This is a genomic window from Pseudomonas sp. yb_5, assembly GCF_043103865.1.
Classification (GTDB): domain Bacteria; phylum Pseudomonadota; class Gammaproteobacteria; order Pseudomonadales; family Pseudomonadaceae; genus Aquipseudomonas; species Aquipseudomonas putida_Y.
Genome location: NZ_JBICKE010000102.1, coordinates 67,507 through 88,604, shown reverse-complemented (window position 1 = coordinate 88,604; position 21,098 = coordinate 67,507). Strand labels below are relative to the sequence as shown.

Sequence of the window (21,098 nt, the reverse complement as noted above, 5' to 3'; positions counted from 1 at the left end):
CGGCCAGGTCGGGCTATTCTTCTCGGGATTTATAGGGGTTACAATTTGACTGTTTATCCTAGTACTGGAGGTAATCGGATGAGCGCGCCTCGCACAGCTGAACGCACTCGGGTAGAGCTGGCCGAATTCCTGCGTAGTCGCCGCGAACGAATTTCGCCGGCGGAGGTGGGGCTGCCTTCAGGTGGCCGGAGACGCACGCCTGGGCTGCGCCGCGAGGAAGTCGCAGCCCTGGCCGGGGTGGGTTTGTCCTGGTACACATGGCTGGAGCAGGGGCGGGACATCAGCGTGTCTGCGACCTTCCTCGACAACCTTTCGCGCACGCTCAAGCTGGATGCCACCGAGCGTCGCCACCTGTTCCTGCTGGCTCACCAGCGTCTGCCGCCAGAGCCGGGCAAGACCTGGTGCACGGTGCCTGCGCTGATTCATCGCCTGATGGGGGATCTGCCGTCACGTCCGGCTTACGTGCTCAACCTGCGCTGGGATGTGCTGGCCTGGAATGCTGCTGCGGATCGGGTGTTTGGCTTCTCCGCGCTGCCGGCGGATCGCCGCAACCTGTTGTGGATGCTGTTCACCAGCCCGGCCATGCGTGAGTTGTTCAGCCCTTGGGATGAGCAGGCGCTGCAGATCCTCTCCAGCTTCCGCCGCGACTTCGTGCGGGCGACCCAGGATCCGGATATCGCTGCGCTGGTGAAGGATCTGGAGAAGGCCTCGCCGGACTTCAGGGAATGGTGGCGGCAGCAGGACATCCACGGCCCGTGCCAGGGGATCCGGCATCTTAAGATCGATTCGGTCGGTCAGGTGGTGTTCGAACACACCACGCTGACCATCGACGAGGATCGCCATCTGCGCCTGGTTTACTACGCGGCCAAGGAAGGCATGCCGCAGAGCCGAGACTTCGAGCAGTGGCTACAGCAGGAGCCGGCGCTGGTATAAGCCCCAGAGCCGATTGCTCAACCAATCGATGGCCCGCGCTGGCGACCCAGTTGCCAGGACGCGCTGTTGCCCTGAATCACTGCGGATACGCTCTGCCCGAGCTTCTGCTCGATCACCGGCTTCCAAGGCACCAGGCTAAAGCCGATGCCATCGTCGAGCAGGGCATAACGGCCGCTGGCCAGCTGCACGCTGCGCCGGTAGATCCCACTGACGCGCTGGCCCTTCGCCGTCGGGCGGTACTGCATACCTGTCTGCTCCGAGATATCGCGCGCTGCCGCCGTCAGCTCCCGCCCGCGTAGCGTGGCCAGCAGGTTGCGTGCAAGCACCACGCGTTGGCCCAGGCGTTCGGCCAGCCCCTGTTCCACCAGGAAGTCGGCGCGCTGCCGCAACGCTTCGCGCACCTCCTTGCCGAAGCCCTTGTCGACCAGCTCGCAGTTGCCGCCGATCAGCTGTTGATCCAGCCAGGTGGCACCGACGGCGCGCACCTGCTGCTCGAGGGGCAGTTGCGTGCGCAGCTCGACAGCGACGTCGCCCAGGCGGCGAGCATCATGCTGCCGGCCTTGCTCAGGCAGGTCGGCCGGCACCCGCCAGACGCCCTCGGCCAGACGCTCGACGATACCGACTCGGCGCAGGGCTTCCAGGCGCCGCACATGGTGCTCGACTAGTGCCTCGGGATCATGCCCGCCGCTCGACTGCGAGCGTGCCAGCGCCAGGTGGTGATCGGTGCGATAAAGGCCGTCCGCAGCCAGCGAAGCAATCGAGCGATCCACCGCGCGCGGCTCGCTCAGACTGCGTGTTTCCACCAGGCCGCCGATGGGGTAACCGGCCAGCTCCGCACGGGCAGGCAGGGCTAGGTAGTGGGCCTTGCCGTCGAGTCCATCGACCACCAAATAGCCACGGTCGTTTAGCTCATCGGCCAGCCCCTTGGCCACGATCCGGCCGACCACCCCGGGAGTGCCCTTGCCCGGCTCGAAGACCGCCAGCTCGCGCTGCAGGCTACCCATGGCCCGCTGCATCGTACGCACGATATCGCCGCGCTCGCCCATGGCGCGCAGGGTCGTCTCGACGTCGTCATGCAAGAGCCAATACCCAGGTCGAACTTCATGGGCCAGTTCAAGCTTCTGCAGATGCTGCAAGCGGCCGATCAGCAGTTGCCGACGTGGATGGTTGGCAAGTGTTTTCAGGCTCAGACCGCCGGCCAGGCGTTCGCGCAGCAGGGTGCGATCCAGGCTGGTAAAGCGCTCCTGCTGCACCTCGCGCTGCAGACTCTGCTGGATCTCCAGCTCGGTACGCGGGCCGAGCCATTCGGTGGACAGCTCCGAGGCGCGGTTGCGCATGCCCTCGGCGATGTAGTCGCGGGCGATCACCAGATCCTTGCCGGTGTCGTCCTTGCCGCGCAGGACGATATGGGTGTGCGGGTTGTCGGTGTTCCAGTGGTCGACCGCCACCCAGTCGAGGCGGGTGCCGAGGTCGGCCTCCATCCGGCTCATCAGGTGGCGGGTATAGGTGCGCAGCTCGTCGAGCTGCTCGGCATCCTCGGGCGAGACGATAAAGCGAAACTGGTGGCGGTCGTCCCGGCCACGTTCCTCGAACGCATTAAGGTCGGCCTGGTCGGTCAGTGGTCCATAAGCCTGGCCCGGATCGCCCTCGCGACTGACGCCGTCGCGCTCGATATAGCGCAGGTGGCTCGCGGTCGAGCGCTTGCCGGCCTGGCGCAGGTTCACCAGGCGGGTCTTGATGGTGACACGACGGGCGTTGTAGGGCAGTTGCTGCCCGCTGAAACGAGCGGCGACATGCCCGCGGCCGAGTCGGGCGCCGGGCTGCTGGCCCGCCTTGCGCGGTTTGCCGGTGCCGGCCTTGTTGGCCTGGCGTAGCACCTGGTTGACGAAGAGTTGGCCGCGTTGCTGCGGCTTGCCCGGCTGCGGGCGAAAGCGCAATTCGTCGTCCTGACGGCTTCCCTTGCTCATGTTTAGACTCCTCCAAGTTGATCGCGGTACAGCGTGTCAGGCACGCTTCTAAGCCAGTGTCGCTGTGGGGCGAACACGATTTCGGCACCTGGCGACACCGGCGCTGTGTCGCCGCCAACCCCCGTGCAGACTGCTCTCCGGGCCAACGGAGTGCCGCCCCTTTTTATCTTGCCCTCCGCTTTTTCCGTGCCTTTGTGCTGCTGAGCTGGGTAATCAGGAGAGGCAGGGCGACGACTTCCAAAGTGTTGGCCGGCAGGCGAGGGCAGAGGTATTTGCAGCCAGGCGGCCCTCGACTGCACACACCGGGCGCACGCACTCGGCAGGCGGGTCGACAGGTAAACGGCCAGCTCATCGACGTGACTCCAGCCACAAGGGCTGCGCCCGACCGATCACTGCGTCGGCAGACACCGGGCCGAAGTAGCGGCTGTCGAACGACGCCGGGTTGCTGCTGCTGAGCAGGAACAGCTCATCGCCAACCAGGCGTCGACAGGCCTGCCAAGCTGGCAGCGCTCGACTCTGTCGATCCCACCTCATGCGCCTGGCAACAACGACTCCATCGATACGCACCTGGCTGCCTTGCACGCACACCCGTTGCGGCGCTAATGCCTCCACGGTCTTGAGCAGCAGCACGTTCGCCGGCAGGTAGCCGCGCTGAGCCGCCAGCGACCTCACCTCCGGCGGCAGACGAACCAGTACCAGATCGCCCGGCGCCAACGAGTTGGCTGACGAAATGCGGTACCAGCCGACGGGCACGCTGTCGGAGGCGTTGTAAATCAGCCGTGGTGGCGACGTCGCAATCGTTGCCCAACCTATTGCTGCCAGGCTGCAGGCGAGCAGCGCCAGTGGCCACCGTACGCCGAGAGCACCCGGAGTCATGTCGTAGCCTCCGGAAACTGCTTCTCCAGCACTTCGCGCAGCATCTCTGCCATGGTTACGCCACGGTCGAAGGCCGCCAGCTTGATCCGCATGCGCAGCGCTGGCGTAACGTCCAGCGTCAGTCGTGCGCTGTAGCGCTCGACCTTGCCGTTGTCGATTCCAGCGCCTTTGCGTATCCAGGCTTCTGCCTGCGGATCTGCCAGTGGACGTGCACCGATACCGATGCGCTTGCCGCTCATGGCGACCACCTCAGCAGCTCATCGACCAGGCTGCTGACCTCGCGCGCGGCGGCGCTGTCCGGCGCCAGTTCACGCGCGAGGCGACCGGCTGCCACGCTCTCGGCGAAGACGATGCGCTGGCGTACTTCGGCCTGCAGTGCCGGTAGCGGTTGGTCGGCCAGGGCGCCGCGCGCTTCGCGGCCGATCACCGTGGTGCTGACGCGGCGGTTGATGGCGAACGCCGCGCTCAGCGTGGGCCTGAACACCTGCGCCTCGCGGATCAGGTTGACCATCTCCGCGCTGGCCCACAGGTCGTAGGGGCTAGGCTGCACCGGGATCAACACGCGATCTGCCGCCAGCAACGCCGAGCGGGCGAGGGCGGCGATGCGCGGTGGCCCGTCGATGATCACGTGATCGGCGCGACGAGCCAGCTCCGGGGCTTCCTGATGCAGCGTCTCGCGTGCCAGGCCGACGGCGCTGAACAGCCTGGGCAAGCCCTGCTGGCTGCGTCGCTGCGTCCAGTCCAGCGCCGAGCCCTGCGGGTCGGCATCGAGCAGGATGACGTTCTGTCCGCGCAGGGCTAGTTCGCCGGCGATATGGGTGGCCAGGGTGGTCTTGCCCACCCCGCCTTTCTGGTTCAGTAGGGCGACGATCATGGCCGGATCTCCCCGACCAAACCGCCCCAATCAGCACCTGTCCACACAGCGGCGCTGCCCCAATAACAAGTTAGAGCTTTTAAGTTAGTTAAGTTAAGGGCGGCTGGAAGCCCCGCCGGCCGTGACCTCCAGAGGAGTCCGTGCGCCTGATAGCACGATGGGGATGCGCCTGATAGCACGAGCCCGGTTGCGCCTGATAGCACGACTGCATTCACAGCTTGTCCGCAAGTTATCCCCGTGCCGTTTACGGCACGCGCCGGAAGGCGAGCAACTCTGTCGATGGGGGTAGGTGAACGACCTCCAGGCGATACCCCGGGAGTGACTGTCGGGCGACCAACGTACGCAGGTCGAGGGCAAAGTCCGAATAGCGCGCCGAGCTGCCGGATTTGCGGTACAGGTGGCGAAAGTCGAACTGCCAGCCGTCCTCCTGCTTGCCGCCGTGCTTTCGCACCAGGCGGTACAGCCAGCGCTCGATGCCGCCAGTGAGGCGGAAGTAAGCCGGGTCGATGGTCAGCACCAGGGCCTGATCCAGCACCCCGCTGTAGAACCAGTCCGGCAGGATCAGCTCGATACCCAGTGGCCGGCCATCCGCCGCGGCCAACTCCTTCCACTCGTTGATCCAGGAAAAACGATGCAGACGCCGGCCGGTGGTCTCGCGGATCGAGGTGGCCACGCTGGTCGACTGTAGCCGGTCCAGCCCCGCCTTCAGGCGCTGGTAGTCGCGCAGCGAGGTGCCACGGCCGATGAAGCGCAGGATCTGGTACGGCGTTGCACGCATCAGCTGTGAAGTGGGGATGCCCGCATCGCGAGCCTCGACAAGTTGGCTGGCCGCCCAGATCAGGATGTCGGCATCCCAGATCGTGGCGATGCCATGCTCCAGCGTGCCCGCCACACGCACCGTCACCTCGCCCGAGCGAAAGTCGATCGGCACGGTGCGCCGCGACTTGGCCAGCGAGAAGAACGGATGCGCCATCAGATCCTGGGCGTCGCGTGGAGCCATATCCCCCGGCAGGGCGCGGAACAGATCCAGTTGCTCGCTCTGCGAAGTCAAATCGAGATGCCGGCAATTCATAGACGAAGGTTTCACTGACCATCACGCTGTGCTCCCGGGTGGCGGTCGATGTACTCGGGATCGAAGGTGTTCTCGAAGCTGCGCTCACCGGCCCAGGCTTCGAGATCGGCGAGCGCGTACATCACCCGCCGACCGAACTTGTGGAAGCGCGGCCCGCCGCCGATCACCCGCTGCTTCTCCAGCGTGCGCGGCGACAGCCGTAGGAAGGCCGCTGCTTCGTTGTTGGTGAGGTAGCGAGGGGCAGGGCAGGCCTGTGGTGCTTGGGCCTCGTCAGCGGCCTCAACGGGCCGCATGGCATGCGCCGTCGGCCCAGCCTTGCGGTGCAGCGGGGCATCGAGATCGATGCGACGCGGCTGGCGGGAAAGATCGATTGAATGCGACATGGTGTGTCCTCCGTTGACGTGGGAGGTGCACCGTGCGGCAGGCTTCGCATTCGATCATGCCGGGTTGGGTCTGGGCGAATACGCAGGCAGGAGGGGGAGAGGATTGATACCGGGAAGGTCTGGACGCTGACTGGGTACGCCCATCTACGCACATCACCGGCCACGGTGCCCAAGCGCGCCAAGCTCCGCGCGTGCAGCCTACGGATTTACGGGGCTACGGCTGTCCACAAAACCGGAAAACCGCATCTGCGGATATCCGTAAATCCGTAAAAACGTAAATCCGCTTCCCCACAGATCCGTAAATCCGCGGTTACGGTCTTACGGATTTGGGCAAAACCGTAAGACCGTAACGGTCTCAATCAACTGGCGGCACAGCGTGGTTGTTCCAGGCTGATCAGCGTGTGTTCGCACCCGTGCATCAGCCTTCCGCTGATTTAGCGATTCCAGAACACATGCATCTGCTCGACGCCGGTCTCCAGGGTGAACAGGTCGCCGCTGTACTCCATGTCACGGGCCATGGCGCGGTAGTCGATGTACATAGCTAGGTGCGGCGGAATGCTGCTGGTTTCTTCGGTCAGCTCCTGGGCGTAGTCAGCCAGCGATGCATGGCAGCCGCAGTAATCCTCCTCGGCCGCCTTGCGCGCCTGCTTCAGGTCGTTGAAGTGATCGAGTAGAGCACCGCCGAACTCTGGGTACTCCTCGATGAAGCACGCAATCTCATGAGCGTTATCGAGGCCCTCGTATTCGCCGAGGCGATAGCCGTCGAAGCCCTCGAAATCGTGGATGGCATACTCCTCCGCACCCTCGACCGGCGAGGCCGCCAGCATGGCACTGACCTGTGCCTGGATTTCGTCCAGCTCCAAGGTTGCGTCGATCCAGACGCCATGCAGGTGACCGGCATTGTAGGCGGCCAGGTCGGCAACGTAGATCCTGATGTGTTCGCTCATTACTTTCGCTCCTTCGTCTTCAGGGTTCTGCGCTTGCGCTGCGCATGAACCCCTGCCGACTAGGGCGACTAAGGCGGTCGTGAAAAAATCAGGAAAAATCGCGGAGGCTCCACCCAGCGTAGCGACCGGGTGGAAACCGTCTATTTTTCTTGATTTTGAGGGGGCAAGAACCCCCGCTCTTTAGGATAGGGGAGACTGTCACCTACAGTGGCAACCTGGCTGAACCTCCGCGACAGAAGTCCATAATGACTTATTAGGATGATGCTTGCAGTTGCTGCAGCGCATCTTGATCGATGCCTTCCTGAGCTTCAGCTAACGCAATGATCGTAGACTTACGCAGTGTTGGTGCTTCACGCGCTATTACATCCCATTTTGATCGCACGATCTCCAAGAACTCTGGCATCTCCGCCTCAGGTAACCCCACTGCTAGCACCTGTTGAATGTGTTTGGCGAGTTCGCCGAGACGATCAGCGGCAGATTTATGACCCGTTGCTCGCTCGCTGAAACCAAGGAAGGTTTGAAGCGAGCTGAGGACGACCGCTATCACGCTCAGGAATCCGGTAGCAATCTTTAACCACAATAATTCTGTTTGTTGAAGAGTAGCAAATATTGATGCACCGACAATCGAAGACAGCACGACTACAGGAATTCCAAGTTTCCAGTTGAGCTTCTCGTAATAGCGGGATGACAGTTCGTGCTCGATTTGCATGCGGCGAATTGTTCGCTGCCAACGCTTAAGAAGATCGTCTTTTGTCATGTGGTACCTCTCTTAAGTATAAGAGGGTTTGGTGAGGGTTGGTTTGGGCTGTTGAGGATGCTCTGTTGTGGTTGATTTTTAACAGTGTTGGCTGGAATGGTCTCAGAAGGTGGTGCTTTTTTATATTCGTTATTCTAGCGCTCGTGTCAATGCGTCAATAATGCCTTTGTGCGGGAGGTAGCCGATAACGCCATGGGCATTAACGGTCTTGTTGTTGACGGCTCCGTCGTTATGGATGGCACTGGCAAAATTCTTCTCGTTCAATGGTTTTCCAAGCGTAACAAAGTCAGAAGGGTCATAAAAGTTTTCCCATCTCTCAACAAAAGCGGGCTTACGGCGCGGAGCGCCCAGCTTTGCCTTGAATGCGTCCAAGCCAAGTGGCGAACCCATGGTTATCAGCAGCGGAATATGGACACCAGAGGTGCCCGCTGCTTCCATTTCTCGCAACAACTTGAAGGCAATAACAGTTCCGAGCGAGTGTGTAATCAGAATTTGAGGGCTACGTTGCAGGAGGGGCCGCACAATATCATCGACAGCCTTTGCTGCTCCAGGTGAAGACAGGTATGTGTGACCCTGTCTTACAATTCGGAGCAGAAGCGAGCCTTTGGCTGGAGAAATTTTCTCGATCATGCGCATTAGGCCGACGAGGCGCCTTGCGATGAAATTATCCATCGGTATAGGGTTTCCTCCTGCTGTCCCCATCGCGGCTTCAATATCGGCTTCGTCAATTCCATTGTCACTGATGAACTCCTCCATCACGGCACTGAGAAATTTCAATTCATCAGCATCGCCTAAATCGACAGCTATAGATTCAGCACCCATACCTACTGCGGCCTTTGTCTTACCATTCGTCCAGTCGGCAAGGGTCGTACCGTAATATGCCATATCGACTGATGCTCTACTCAGTAAACCAGACTGAGTCTCATGCAGGGAGTCCATCCATTTTTTGAGGAGCTCATCTTTAGTCGAAGCCTCTTGCCCAATACCATGAATCATCAGAACGTTCATTTATCTTCCTCCATGTTAAACTTCCGTATCAGGATTCTCGCCCCTTCTTCTTTGAACGAAGAAAACTGCGAGGGCAGTAGAAAATTGGCTACTTCACGTAGACTTTCCGCTGATGCTTTTTCTTGGGGTTCGGGATCTTCCATAAATTCCCACCCTTGGCGAAGCCAAGGCCAGAACCCCGCAACCTGTCCCGATTCTTCCGTGGTAGCTCTAGTAACCCAGCGCGGTAAGACATTGTTCTCTGGTGACGGAGGCCTCGCTTGAATTGGCGGTACTTCCGTCACAAAGCTGCCTAGCTCCGAATCTTTGAATGACAGCAGTCCCATAAACGCCACGTCGAACGGCATGGGTTGGTCGTGGTAGCAGTAAAAGAATGCCATGCGGCGTATGCTATCAATGTCACCCGTGTAGTCGTACAAATAGCTTGCGATAGCGCCTAGGGTGGGGTTGATGTGTTTCTCTTCTCGTAGTTTTGCGGCAAAACTGTCTACCTGATCAGCAGATAGATTTCCGGCCTGTAGGTTCGCGATTGCCTCGATGGATGTGCTCAGACTTATCTCTAATGACGCTCCTTTGGAAAGGCAGATCCAATTAATATTGCCTGTTTTGTCTCGACTTATCAGCGTGATGAGGTGTGGGTATACTATGGCTGATGCAAATACTCCATCATAAAATTCGACGAGAATTTGAATGGCGCGACCCATTGCGTCGTGTACCCGATAGTAACTAGCGTTATCGTTGATCGGGCACTTTTCAACTGGTGATGTGCTCCATATCCTCTTAGGCGCCGCGCCATGGATAACCAGATTTATACCGGATAGAAAAATATTGTGTGGCAATATTAGGCTGTCGTGGACTTTCTCCTTAAATAGCAGGGATTTCACTGCATGTATACGGTGTTTGAAGTTGAGGGGAGTGAGTGGACGGTCTTTATTGTCCTTATTCTGGTCTTGATCTTGAGAGGACGGTGCTGGCCATTTGGGCAAGGGCTGGCTGTGTGGATTCCCATCACGCTGGAAATAGATTACATGCTCTCTGGGGATGCCAGTGGCGTAATCGGGAGAGAGCTTCAGGTCGTATGTCTCCCCAATCTCCTTTAATCGTTTCTTTGAGAATAACGCAAGTGATTCGGGGATCACGCAGTCCGGAAGATACTTATCAAAAGCCTCATGTTTTAGGCCGCACAGGCCTTCAATTAATACCGTAGAGAAAACGCACCGAGGCGGGGCAATACCATCCCCTTTCAGCATGTACGCCTGTTGACCATCCACCACTGCATTGAAACGATCAATAATAGGGGCGGTAGCCTCATATGGCCCTCTTGGGAGCACAGGGTCTCCGAAGATATCTGCGGTTTCGATGTTCGAAGGTAGTGACCTGCAGGCATCGCCAAAAATTGAGAGGCTTTTTATTCCATGTCTGTAGAGCTGCCTTTTCAGCGCTTCCACAGATATGGCACGCATTTCCTTGTACCAGTCACTAGGGAGCCAGATGTTTTGCTCTGCTCCGGCTCGGAATCCATGTCCGGCGAAGTGCAAAATAAATAGATCTACCTCGTCATTGGCTGGAAGCATTCCGAGCAGAGTTTCGCGGATGCGCGCAATAGTGACGGGCACTCTGTCTTCATCAGTGATCACTTCCGTGGTAAATCCGGCCTGCCGAGCCCAGTCGCCCATTTCGTTAGCAGCCGTAATTGCCCCTGGTAGGTAGGAAAGCGGTGGCGATCTCGAAATCCCGATAGTCAGACACAGTTTCACGTTTTTCCCTCTAATTGCAGCACACATATCAGTTGCTGGTACACCACGTCTTGAGTCGCGAGGCCTTGTACTACTGTGTCAATGCTTTGGTTTTCGGGTGGTGTACTGAATCGTGTACAAGTACACACAAGAGCACCAAAGGCAAAATAGGCTGTTTTCCTAGCCTCCATGATATGGAATATCAGAACAGGAAATGCATGATGTCAAATCAGGTCTACGGGGTCAGTCTCAAAACCCGATGCCGTTGGACGAGCAGCGTAGACTCCACTTTGCCGTCTTATTTGGCGTGACAGCTTGTTTTCTGGCTCTCATAGCAACTTCAGCGACCTTGACTCGCCCGGGTTCTGAAGGCTGACCGGGTGCGCGCATCTACGCGAGTTACAAATCTCGACATCCAGTCCCGCACAGCTCCATTGGGGCAGCTCTATAGATATACGCCTCTGCGGCTTCGACAAAACCGTAAGACCATAAAGGTCTCAGTCAGCGCACGGTAAAGCGCGTTTGCTTAAGGCCCATCGCCGAGTGCGCGCTTGAGCATCAGCCTTGCGGGTGGGGTGCGCGGGTGGCCGGTGGGACAGGAGCGCTAAAAAACAAGGCACCGGGTCGCCCCGGTGCCTTTCGCTCGGCCTAGCGGTTCCAAAATACGTGCACCTGCTCGAAGCCAACAGGTCATCGCTGTCCATATCGCGGGCCATAGCGCGATATTTGATGTACAGCTGGGTGCCGGGGAATACTGGTGGTTCGCTCTGTCAGCTCCCGGGCTTAGTCCGCCAGCGAGCTGTAGCAGCCGCAATAATATTCCCTGGCTGCCTTGCGCGCCTGTTCCTAATCGTTGAAATGGGCGAGCAGTGCGCCGCCAAATTCGGGGTACTCCTCCGAGCTCTCAACCGGCGATGCCGCCCGCATGGAGTGGACCTGTGCCTGGGTGTCGTCCAGCTTTAGAGTGGCATCGATCCAGACGCCATGCAGGTGACCGGCGTTGTAGGCGGATAAGCCGGCAACGTAGATTCTGACGTGATCGCTCATGACTTTCGCTCCTTCGTCTTAAGGGATCTGCGCTTGCGCTGCGCCCCTGCCTACTAAGAGTTGCTGAATTGTTCAAACAACCTCAGTTGCGACGTTAAACTCATTGAGATTTACATCAGGTAAGTTCACTGCAACTTGTGGGCGGTCGGATAACGGTATCGAACAGGCGGCGTCAGCCGTGGTGATAGGGAGAACGCCTTGAGCGTGGAGATTAGCTTCGACAATGAACTGGCAGTTGCAAGCATCCTGCTGGTCGATTGGCCTCCGCCGCTGGTCGAACATTTGGGACGCTACTTTGACGTTCGTGATGGGATCCTTCGGCTGAACTACGCCCACCTGTCCGCCGAGCGCACCTGCGATTTGACTGATGGACTGTGGATCTTGCCAGCCTATCGTGAGCGCTTTGTGTCCGAACTAGAGGAGGTAGCACGAGAGGGGGCGATTGCACTAACCCTGAAAGTCCTTGGGCACGGATGCACCTGGGTCAAGGACTCATCGTCTATCCTCGACCAGGATGCTTACCTGTCTGCTGAGCAGGTCTTCAGGACTGACATTCTCCAAGGTGACTCGCCGGCATTGCGTGAGGCCGTCTTGGCGGAGATCGCTCCCCGTGCGATGTGGGTATGTTGGTTGCTCGACTCACATTCACATGATCGACATCTTTTTTTGGACGATCGGGAAATTATGGCGGCGCTTGTGGCCAGTACGTCGAAGGGCGATTGCATCCATTGCCTTCAACTGGTGACCCCACGTCACAACCAGAGTAACTGGGCCTTCGAACAGTTGGTTGCGCAGCACTGGCAGACTGTGTACGACTATTTGGAGACCCACATCGGCGGCACCCCGGGCTATTCAAGCTACAACGTAACTGATCTCGTTTACTCGTTGTTTGCCAATTCGCCTACGGTGAAGGCGTCCCGTTGGGCCTGCGAGCAGGTTCTTGATCGAGCTAATCCGAAGGTCTTCCCTCGGCTGATCCAACATTGCCGCAAGATTGTGGCGGACGATGTACGCAGCCTGTTTCTGCGTTGGCAAAACCATCCGCAGGCAGAGAAGAAAGACCAACTCAGGGAATGCGTTGCCAAAGCCTGCTCTGCGCTTGCTGCATTGCTGGTTGACACTATGCCGTCGGACCTCGCGCTTGCCTCTGCCTGGCACGGGTTCGAAAACCCAGCGCGATCCAGCCAGCAAAACGTTGCTGCAAGCCTCAGAGAATTGCCATCGGATGCGTGGTGCCGAGAGGCGCTGTGGAACCAACTAGGTCCTTCCGCTCGCGAAGCCTGGCGGCAGGATCTTTTCGATCAGGTGGGCGAGGAGCCAGAGCTGGCCCAAGGCCTCCTCGATTTCGCCTGCCGTTGGCTCGAGCAGACGGCGTTTGCCGAAGTCGAGCCGGTGCTTCTGCGATTGATGGATGACGAGGATCACCTGGCTTTTGCGAACCAGCTCGCCAACGCTGGTCCAAGGCAACTGCAACTGAGGGCAAAAGGGCTAGTGCGCTCTAGGCGGGGGGCGCTGGACCTAGAGGGGCCGGTAGGCCTGGGCGAGGATACCACTGCGTTGCCAAACATCGGCACCCAGACCTGGTTGGGCGACCCGTCCGTAGAGCGCGTCATCCATAGCGCGCTCAGCCAGATCGAGGAAAAGTTTTGCCGCGAGTATTCGGATACTTGGGGAGAGGACGAGGAGGTCCACACAGCTCGCCTCCTGGCCCTGACGCAGGAGGCAGTTGGCAACGCAAGCCACCAACTGCGCCAGCTCTCAGCCATGACGCGATCGACCTATCCGGGCCTGTCGGTGAATGTACGCCAGCCCAGCAAGCGGGAGGAAGGGACTAACACATCAGTTGGGTCCCCGCTGGGGGCAGACGTGCTGTTCTTGACCCGTGTCGTGGACGCAGGCAGGACAGTTATCCAGCGAGCCACCCTTGTGCAGGTGAAAAAGCGCAGTGGCACTGGTTCGGGGAGGGGCTTCAGTTCGACTATCGGCATTAACCTGCAGCAGTGCGAGGATATGCTCAACCAGTCAGAGCACGCCTACTATCTGTTCATGACGCCGGTCTCGGCGCGACCGACGCTCTGGGTTGCCCCGGCCCGGCTCGTCAGGAACTTGACCCAGTTGCATACGAGCAAAACATCGGTCTTGGCGGCTACGGTGAGGGACGCCAGTTGCTCCTATGCCGATTTCTTCCTGCACTACCTAGTTGGCCTGTGGGCTGGTGACGAACAGGAGGGAATCGTCGCCGTTGCCAACGGCGATCCTCGGCTTGGGCGAACGCCTCGTCACATCGTCGACATTGAGGTTCGCCGCCAATCGGAGTGAGGGTCGTGGCAGTGGGCCGCGCTGCCAGTATCCTCCGCCCCGACTTCCAACCGCCCTAGGAGGCTGCGGGACGTGGTTATCTTCTGATTGGGGCGGAATCAGCCCTCTGAGGGCTCCCCGTTCACGTTCCTTTTAAGGGGAAATTGATTGGGCGCAGAATACGCCCAATCTCTGATACCCGTTAGCTTGAGGTCATCGGTATCGCTTGCTCCAACACTTGGGCGGTGCGCAGCAAATCATGTCTGCTGGCACAACGGTTACCGGCTTGAGCGAGTTTATGAGCCAAAGAGGACAACGCCTCTGGATGTTCGATCAAGACCTCAACCAGCTCCAACGGAGTCATGCCGCGCAGGTTTCGCTTCCACGCAAGCTCAGGGGCTAGTTGTAAAAGGCGTTCGGTCGCATACAGATTTGCGGTCCAGGCTGAAGTATGAAGCGGAGACTGGCCGTCAAAAGTGGTCTTATCCAGCGCGCATGGATGATCGAGTAGGGCGTCGACGCAACTGTTCACGCCGGATTTGATCGCAGAGTGCAGGGCGGTCATGCCCTGCACGTCCTGCATATCAGGGTCGGCACCAGCCTCCAGCATTAACGTGACCATTTCAGTATCCCCAACTTCCGCCATCAGCATGAGCGGGGTTTGCTTCTTGAAATCTGCAATATTCAGCTGTTTCGGTGCCTTCAGAGCCAACATACCAATGGCTTGATGCCAGTGTTTAAGCATGATCTCAAAACGGCTCCATTCGCCTTGCAATTCGTTTGGTGTCATATGTCGAAGTTGGGGAAGTCTGCGCAGAAAATTGCTGTGCCCCTTTATCCAATGCATCAACAGTGAATCACCGGTCACCGACGGAAGTGGCGCGTTGAGTTTGCTGCGATTGCGCTGTATCCAGGCAAGCAGTGCTGTCTGGTCACCGGTCATTAGAAGCTGGATAGACTCTTGCACTTTTTCACGAGCCAGCGGCTCCAACTGCTCAATACCCGGGTAGGGTTTGTACAGCGTATTCCAGAAGTAATCGCCGGCCCAGCGTGCCGTATCTTCGATGCTGGGAATCTCACTACTCTCGACCATCCCACCGGCCAACATCTCTCGATAATATTTTTCGTGGTTCTCCGGTACGAGCCTTTGATTAGCTACTGCTACGGCAAGACAATCCCGTGCCACTTCACCACGCAGTGGCCCACAGTTGCGCTCCAGTCCAGCGTCTAAAGCCTCCCGAAAAAGCTTGCCAGCACCATCAAAGTCATTGCAGGCCAACAGATGCTTGGCCTTATATTGCAAGATTGCGGCCTTCCACAGAACGTAACCATCGCTCGCCTCGGCCTCTTCGAGTAGTGCTTGGACCCGCTTGCTGCTGTCTTTCGGGCGTTGTTGATGGTCGCCGTTCAGGTAAGCATTGAGCTCGAACAGAATTGCCTGGACAGTCTGTTCCGGAGTGATGGCCAGTTCGCGCAGGCGCTGAATGGTGGCCGTTTTAGCGCGGGTACTGAGTTCGGAGTGATTGGCCACTTGGCTGACTACCCAGTAGCGATGCTCACTTTGCAAGGCTCGCCAAGAGGAAGAGTTCTTCATGCGTGCTACCAAATGCAACTCTGCATGCAGTTCGTCTGCAATGGCAGCGGTACGTTCGGCGTTGCGCATGATGATTGGCCGTGCGGATTCCGCATCGAGCCCCAAGTGATCCTCAAGCTCTGCGCCTGCCTGCACTTCGGAGAAGTAGCGCGTAAGCAGGTGCGCCAGTTCCATATTGGCAGTTTCTCGACGTGACGGCAGGATGGAAAGGAATAGCCCATGTCTATCTGTGGCGGGCAGGTGGTCCTCGAACCAAGCATTCTCTGCCGCCTCACCCTTATCGCCGCAGTTGCGCCAAGCGCCGATGGTCATGTTGTAGACAAACTTGTAGCTAGCGAGTAGCTGCAGCAGTTTGTTCTGCTTAGGGTCAGTGCATTGGGAGTCAACGCCAGGGCACAGGAATTTGAGCAAACGCTCATAACCATCCTGCACCATGCGGGCAAAGAGCAGGCGTTGACGGACTGTATGTAGTGACGGGATAGCATAACGATCAGCCAGGCATTCGATGAGAGCAGCCTGTTCATCCTCATCAGCAACACCGTCCAGAATGGCCTCAAGGCGGCCCGGCTGGGTCATCGGAATTTCCAGGCGGAGTTGTTCTGCTGTCAGTTGTTTACGCGTTACAAATGCCAGCGCGTCGGCGAACTGCTCAGCAGGCGAGCGATTGTTGTCGAGGGTGAACGCTCCCTTGAAGTCCAAGACCGCTTTGTCCGAGAAGTACTTGCGGAAGGTGTCGGGGCGGATGTTGGTATCCTTTCGCCAGTTGTACAGGGATCGCCGTAGGCCATCATGTCCGCCTCTTGTGATCTCACTGCGCTGATCGGCAAGCTCCTCTAAAGGCATTCCCAGTAAGTCCAGTAGCCAATCTACTACCTGAGCTACGGGTAGATAGAGGCTCTGTTTTCCTCCCACATTGCGGGGCTCGGGCAGATACCAGAAGCGCCCGCCAGGCATGCCCGTATCTAATGGTTTGCCCAGATTCCAAAAAGCAGCGCGGCGAGCCAGTCCAGGAATATAGAAATAACCGAGCAGCATCCACAGAATCTGGCGCTCATCGGCGGCAAAGGTCCAGGTATTGAGTTCCAGGTGTTTGTAGGCGTTCCCAAACTCGGTAAGGTTGTCGAGGGCATCGAGGCGAGCCCGAGGATCCATATCGAGAGCATCGAAGATAGCGTATAGGACTTCTTCGCCCATGGCCTTGTGGGTAGCAAGGCTGTCTTGCCCGGTCGCAAACTTGCGTTTTTTGGTGGTCTGATAGCTTGGGCAGCCGAGGCTCTGATGAATTTCCAGTAGGATAGCTTCGGCTAGCGGTAGGGTGCTCATGGCGCCTGTCCTTGGTGTTGTTGAAGGTGCGTTAATCCTTGCAAAGCGCTGCAACCTTAACACTGAAGAATCGCGTACTCCCCCCTGCTCAGGAATCATGAGGAGGGGGTACGCCGTTCTGCATACCGGGTAATCAGGTGCACTGAGATCCTGCGCGGACCCCAACAGACGGAGTCCGCTTCATGCAATCCCCCACCCAGCTTGTCCTGAACTGGCATCTCACCGAGGCTTGCAATTACCGTTGCCAGTACTGCTATGCAGCCTGGAAAGAATCTGCGTGCCCACGAGAGTTGATCCACGATGTAGAGCAAACCACAGCGCTGTTAAGAGAACTGTATCGATTCTTCCACCCGACTAACCACGCCAACCCGCTGGCTAGGCGAATGTCCTGGAGCTCCGTTCGTCTCAATCTGGCTGGCGGAGAGCCTTTGCTACATGCCAGGAAGCTCCCGGCCATTGTTAGTCAGGCCCGGGCGCTTGGCTTTGAAGTCTCCATGATCAGCAATGGAGCAAGTCTGACCCGGGAGCTACTGGATCGTTTGGCACCTCAGTTAATCTGGCTCGGGATCAGCATCGATTCGAGTAGCTCTGAGACCAACCGTACAATCGGCCGAGTCGACCGTCGTGGCAAGCTTCTCAACCTGAGCGATCTGGCCAGTGCCCTCGACAGTGCTCGTCAGTTAAATCCTGGTTTTAGGCTCAAACTCAATACTGTGGTCAACCAGGCCAACCATGCGGAAGACATGAGCGGTCTTTTAGGCCGTTTTGCTCCGCATAAGTGGAAAGTCCTGCGCATGCTGCCCGTGGTCAATCAGCATTTGTCCATCAGCGAAGAGCAGTTCGCCGCCTTTGTCCTACGTCATCGCGCCTTCGCGAATATCTTATGTCCGGAAGACAACCAAGATATGGCCGAATCCTATCTGATGGTTGATCCACATGGGCGCTTCTTCCAGAACAGCCCGCTGATTGCGGAGAACGGTTACGACTACAGTAGGCCGATCCTGGAGGTAGGTGCGGATGCAGCCTTTTCTCAAATGGCCTTCGACATTGAGCGCTTCCTCGCACGCTACACTCTGCCGGCAGGAGAGGGCGCATGAAGTACTGTTCGAACAAAGAAATCGATGCGCTCATCCGTCAACTGGTTCGTCAAGGATGGCGCTTTCATCGTGGAGGTAAGCATGGACGGCTTACTCATCCAGGTGGCCGACCGACAGTGACCGTAGCCAAGTCCCCTAGCGACTTCCGGAGTTTGGAAAATTTCCGCCGCGACTTACGCAAAGCTACTGGTTGATGCTGGAGGCCAGCGGTCTGCTGGTTCACAATCTGATCGCTTGTTCATCGCGGTATTTCTATTTTGGAACTGAAGACGCGCACGTCCGCCAAGTGAACTAGACCCGAGGCAGATAAACCGGTCTGTAATTGTCGTGCTGGCAGCAGTCGTGAGGCTATTGGCTCAACTGGGATCAATCAAAAGGAGCAGGGATGGGAGTTTTTACTCCGGCTGGAGAAACGCGTGTAGCTGTTTTGGTGGATTGCGACAACGTATCGCCCGATATTCTGGAGCACGCCTTGCGTGTGGTCGCTCAGTTCGGCCGTGTCGTCCTGAGAAGGGGATATGGCAATCACGGCACCTTGGCCAACAAATGGCAGGAGGCGCTCGTTCGACTGGCCTTCACACCATGCCTGCAGTACCAGTATGCGGCCGGTAAGAATACGTCCGACATCGCCTTGGCTCTAGATGCAATGGAAGCGCTCTTCGATCACCGTGCGGATACATTCTGCCTGGTAACCAGCGATTCCGATTTCGCCTACCTGTGTCGCAAGCTCAGAGAGCGTGGCGCTACGGTCTGCATCGTCGGTGAACCCAAGACCCCCGACGCACTGCGCAACGCCAGCGACCAGTTCTTTGAATGGCGCCGAGAGGAACACCTCCAAGAGTCTGTTGCAGAGCATGCCGAGAAGCCTGCGGCCAAGGCTGAGTCGAGCTGCAAGCAGGAAACCACTAAGCCTGAACCCAGTAAGCCTGTCGTCAAACGACGACCAAGGTTCGTGGTGGATGCCGTGTCTCTGCTTGCAGGCGGAACCAGCGAAGGCAAGGTCACCCTGAGCGCTCTAGGGCAGTATCTCAAACGTACCGATCCGGCATTTTCGCCAAACGCGTATGGCCACTCTGGTTTGCTCGACATGATCAGAACCTACGACCTGCTGCACCTGATCCAAGAGAACGGCGGTCACTGGACTGTGGGGCTGGCAGCCAAGGAAGAGGAACCGGCTGAACATGCTGCGCACGCCTGAAAGGGCGCAGCAAAAAGGGGGCTCAGCCCCCTTGGTTCATAGCAACCCAAGCTCGGCGAAAGATACGGTGCGTTGGCCGGCCACGATGATGTGATCCAGCGAGCGGACATCGACCAGCGCCAAGGCCTCCTTCAAGCGTTGTGTGAGCACCTTGTCAGCCTGGCTTGGCTCTGGATTTCCGCTTGGATGGTTGTGCGCGAAGATCACTGCCGCAGCATTCAGGCGCAGCGCTTCCTTAACCACCTCGCGCGGGTAAACAGATGCACTGTCGATGGTGCCGCGGAACATCTCGACGTACTGGATCAGGCGATGCTTGGCATCCAGAAACAGCGCTGAAAAAACCTCGTGCTCAAAGCCACCCAGTTTCGCGATCAAGTACTCCTTGACCAGCTCCGAAGACGTAAAGGCTGCACCTCGCTGAACCTTCTGATCGATCACCTTGCGAGCAGCGTCCAGGATCTGTTCTGCAGTGGCAGGCAGATAACGACCTTGCTCGTCGCGAATCATCAGGGAAGCGTCAAAGGCGAGAGAAAGCTGCGACATGATCATGCTCCAGTTGCTCGGGCGGAATTGCCCGGAACCGGTCCAGCACGGCGCAGCGCAGCAGTCAGGGGGCGATAGCCGGCCCCGCCGCAAATGCGCGAAGCGCGTGCAGCCCTTGACGGCGAGAACGCCGTGATAGGGTGAGAGGAAACAGCAAGACCGCCATTCCACCGATCTCCCAGGCGCCACCAGCAAGCGCAGCGCGCAGGCTCTGTCGATACGGTCTAAAACGCCCGGTGGCGTTGTTGGCGAGCAGCAGAAATGCAGCCATGGCCTGCGCCAGCAACGGAAGAGGAACCAGGCTGGTAGCCACTCAAAGCCAGTGCCCCATCAAAACGTTTGGCAGATGGCCGCTACCGAAATATTCTCCGGTCTCTGGGCTAACGAAGTGCAAACAGTCAGTACGCTGACCCTGCACTCCGTTAGCTCAGAACCTTCCTTCCTGGTCTGTTTTAACAGGCCACTTCATTGGCATTTGCCATGGCTCAGGTCAGCCCTGACAACTCGCTCCTGCGAGCGTCAGGGCCTTTCTGTGGCCAAAACAATCACCCGTGGTATAGATCTCGGCCTGCTCACCGCAGCGAATATGCGAGCACATACGCTGGTGGATACGACTCAGGAAACCCACCTCAAAAGCTCGCCTTTCAATAGCGCAGGGCAGCAGATCGCGCTCCGCGATCATCACTGCCCAGAGCCATCCACTGCGGGCGTTATCGAGCCAGGTCTGTGCCAGCTTCACGCCCTGGTCGAACGCCTCTCTGCAATCGGCAGCCCAAGTGATCTCCATGCCTGGATGGCCGTCGTGAGGTGGAAGGTAGGTCATCACACCCTTGCTCATCTGGCACCTCCTCGAACGTCAGAGAGGGCGCGGCGATAGAGCACGACCATCTCATCGAGCAGAGCCAGCGCTGAATATGCAGCGATGCGCACACGCAGATCCGCAGGCTGCAAACCTTCAGGTTCAGCCAGTTGATCGAGCAGATTGCCGAGCATCACACCGCGCAGTTCAGCTGCAGCTTCAGAGGGTAGGGGAGAGCGTTCGGATTCATGCAACGGGCTTCGCTGCAGCGGGAAAGGTACAACGCAGGATTCGAACTCAGCCATGGCGCACCTCCGGATCAGAGGTGGACAGCAAGACCTGAGGCCCAAGGCGGAGCTCTCGGGTAAAAAAGGGGTAGCGCATTTTCCTTATGCTCCTTGGTTCGATTAAGGAGCCACTACCAACCGTTGTCACGCGGATTGGTGGTGGACCGCACGGGGGTGACAACCGGGAACCAAGGGAACCGGCCAGGCAAAAGCCTGCCCCGCACGGCCCACCATAGAAAAGGCATAGCCCAGCACTTGCGTGCCTGCTAATCACCTTTGGTGCTGCCGCGCCCTTGATCCACGAGTTGTCACGCTCGGTCGTGGGACTTACCACGACGGGCGCACTCTAGCCCGAGGGT

At 58.3% G+C, this 21,098-nt stretch carries 19 protein-coding genes and 1 pseudogene; 5 read left to right on the top strand and 15 right to left on the bottom strand.

Features of this window, described 5'->3' with window-relative positions; genetic code table 11:
• Window positions 1-78 precede the first annotated feature (78 nt).
• Window positions 79-933 carry a helix-turn-helix transcriptional regulator gene (locus tag ACF8GF_RS18410; RefSeq protein WP_392519770.1) on the top strand — a complete coding sequence of 285 codons (855 nt, stop codon included), beginning with the start codon at window positions 79-81 and terminating at the stop codon, window positions 931-933.
• Window positions 934-950: 17 nt separating this feature from the next.
• Here the strand turns inward: ACF8GF_RS18410 and ACF8GF_RS18405 are convergent, their stop codons facing one another.
• The 11 genes and pseudogenes from ACF8GF_RS18405 to ACF8GF_RS18355 all read right to left on the bottom strand — a co-directional run bounded on the left by ACF8GF_RS18405 (window position 951) and on the right by ACF8GF_RS18355 (window position 11,600).
• The gene (locus ACF8GF_RS18405; RefSeq protein WP_392519769.1) at window positions 951-2,900 is read right to left on the bottom strand and encodes a DUF3363 domain-containing protein; all 1,950 of its coding nucleotides are present in this window, start codon (window positions 2,898-2,900) and stop codon (window positions 951-953) included.
• A gap of 348 nt (window positions 2,901-3,248) precedes the next feature.
• Window positions 3,249-3,776 carry a S26 family signal peptidase gene (locus ACF8GF_RS18400; RefSeq protein ID WP_392519768.1) on the bottom strand — a complete coding sequence of 176 codons (528 nt, stop codon included), beginning with the start codon at window positions 3,774-3,776 and terminating at the stop codon, window positions 3,249-3,251.
• Window positions 3,773-4,015: a hypothetical protein gene (locus ACF8GF_RS18395; RefSeq protein WP_392519767.1), complete on the bottom strand. Its 243-nt coding sequence runs from the start codon at window positions 4,013-4,015 to the stop codon at window positions 3,773-3,775. The genes ACF8GF_RS18400 and ACF8GF_RS18395 overlap by 4 nt, the downstream gene beginning before the upstream one ends.
• Entirely contained in the window at window positions 4,012-4,650 is a 639-nt protein-coding gene (parA, locus tag ACF8GF_RS18390) for a ParA family partition ATPase (RefSeq protein WP_392519766.1), read from the bottom strand. The genes ACF8GF_RS18395 and parA overlap by 4 nt, the downstream gene beginning before the upstream one ends.
• 244 nt (window positions 4,651-4,894) lie before the next feature.
• Complete coding sequence (locus tag ACF8GF_RS18385; RefSeq protein ID WP_392519765.1) at window positions 4,895-5,722, bottom strand: replication initiator protein A; 828 nt, start codon at window positions 5,720-5,722, stop codon at window positions 4,895-4,897.
• A gap of 11 nt (window positions 5,723-5,733) precedes the next feature.
• Entirely contained in the window at window positions 5,734-6,015 is a 282-nt protein-coding gene (locus ACF8GF_RS18380) for a helix-turn-helix transcriptional regulator (RefSeq protein ID WP_392519778.1), read from the bottom strand.
• Window positions 6,016-6,539: 524 nt separating this feature from the next.
• Window positions 6,540-7,052 (bottom strand): antirestriction protein ArdA, encoded by a 513-nt coding sequence (locus ACF8GF_RS18375; protein WP_392519764.1) that lies wholly within the window; start codon window positions 7,050-7,052, stop codon window positions 6,540-6,542.
• Window positions 7,053-7,305: 253 nt separating this feature from the next.
• Window positions 7,306-7,809, bottom strand: coding sequence for an SLATT domain-containing protein (locus tag ACF8GF_RS18370; protein WP_392519763.1), 504 nt, complete (start codon window positions 7,807-7,809; stop codon window positions 7,306-7,308).
• Between the two features lie 129 nt (window positions 7,810-7,938).
• Window positions 7,939-8,817 carry a hypothetical protein gene (locus tag ACF8GF_RS18365; RefSeq protein ID WP_392519762.1) on the bottom strand — a complete coding sequence of 293 codons (879 nt, stop codon included), beginning with the start codon at window positions 8,815-8,817 and terminating at the stop codon, window positions 7,939-7,941.
• The gene (locus ACF8GF_RS18360) at window positions 8,814-10,574 is read right to left on the bottom strand and encodes a caspase family protein (protein WP_392519761.1); all 1,761 of its coding nucleotides are present in this window, start codon (window positions 10,572-10,574) and stop codon (window positions 8,814-8,816) included. Before ACF8GF_RS18360 ends, ACF8GF_RS18365 begins: the two co-directional genes overlap by 4 nt.
• 627 nt (window positions 10,575-11,201) lie before the next feature.
• Window positions 11,202-11,600, bottom strand: a pseudogene (locus ACF8GF_RS18355) (antirestriction protein ArdA).
• A 198-nt stretch (window positions 11,601-11,798) separates the two neighbouring features.
• Here ACF8GF_RS18355 and ACF8GF_RS18350 point away from each other — a divergent pair.
• Window positions 11,799-13,919 (top strand): hypothetical protein, encoded by a 2,121-nt coding sequence (locus ACF8GF_RS18350; RefSeq protein ID WP_392519760.1) that lies wholly within the window; start codon window positions 11,799-11,801, stop codon window positions 13,917-13,919.
• A 181-nt stretch (window positions 13,920-14,100) separates the two neighbouring features.
• Here ACF8GF_RS18350 and ACF8GF_RS18345 read toward each other — a convergent pair whose 3' ends face one another.
• Window positions 14,101-16,815 carry an ankyrin repeat domain-containing protein gene (locus tag ACF8GF_RS18345; protein ID WP_392519759.1) on the bottom strand — a complete coding sequence of 905 codons (2,715 nt, stop codon included), beginning with the start codon at window positions 16,813-16,815 and terminating at the stop codon, window positions 14,101-14,103.
• 182 nt (window positions 16,816-16,997) lie between these two features.
• Between ACF8GF_RS18345 and ACF8GF_RS18340 the strand changes: the two genes are divergently transcribed.
• The 3 genes from ACF8GF_RS18340 (at window position 16,998) to ACF8GF_RS18330 (ending at window position 19,110) form a co-directional block, all read left to right on the top strand.
• Window positions 16,998-17,912 carry a viperin family antiviral radical SAM protein gene (locus ACF8GF_RS18340; protein ID WP_392519758.1) on the top strand — a complete coding sequence of 305 codons (915 nt, stop codon included), beginning with the start codon at window positions 16,998-17,000 and terminating at the stop codon, window positions 17,910-17,912.
• Window positions 17,909-18,106 (top strand): type II toxin-antitoxin system HicA family toxin, encoded by a 198-nt coding sequence (locus ACF8GF_RS18335; protein ID WP_125851392.1) that lies wholly within the window; start codon window positions 17,909-17,911, stop codon window positions 18,104-18,106. Before ACF8GF_RS18340 ends, ACF8GF_RS18335 begins: the two co-directional genes overlap by 4 nt.
• 191 nt (window positions 18,107-18,297) lie before the next feature.
• Entirely contained in the window at window positions 18,298-19,110 is an 813-nt protein-coding gene (locus tag ACF8GF_RS18330) for an NYN domain-containing protein (RefSeq protein WP_392519757.1), read from the top strand.
• Window positions 19,111-19,146: 36 nt separating this feature from the next.
• Here the strand turns inward: ACF8GF_RS18330 and radC are convergent, their stop codons facing one another.
• The 3 genes from radC to ACF8GF_RS18315 form a co-directional block, all read right to left on the bottom strand.
• Complete coding sequence (gene radC, locus ACF8GF_RS18325) at window positions 19,147-19,653, bottom strand: DNA repair protein RadC (protein WP_392519756.1); 507 nt, start codon at window positions 19,651-19,653, stop codon at window positions 19,147-19,149.
• A 490-nt stretch (window positions 19,654-20,143) separates the two neighbouring features.
• Window positions 20,144-20,491: a LasR-specific antiactivator QslA gene (locus ACF8GF_RS18320; RefSeq protein ID WP_392519755.1), complete on the bottom strand. Its 348-nt coding sequence runs from the start codon at window positions 20,489-20,491 to the stop codon at window positions 20,144-20,146.
• A complete protein-coding gene (locus tag ACF8GF_RS18315; protein WP_023106401.1) occupies window positions 20,488-20,757 on the bottom strand; it encodes a hypothetical protein in 270 nt (89 codons plus the stop codon). Before ACF8GF_RS18315 ends, ACF8GF_RS18320 begins: the two co-directional genes overlap by 4 nt.
• Window positions 20,758-21,098: the final 341 nt, after the last annotated feature.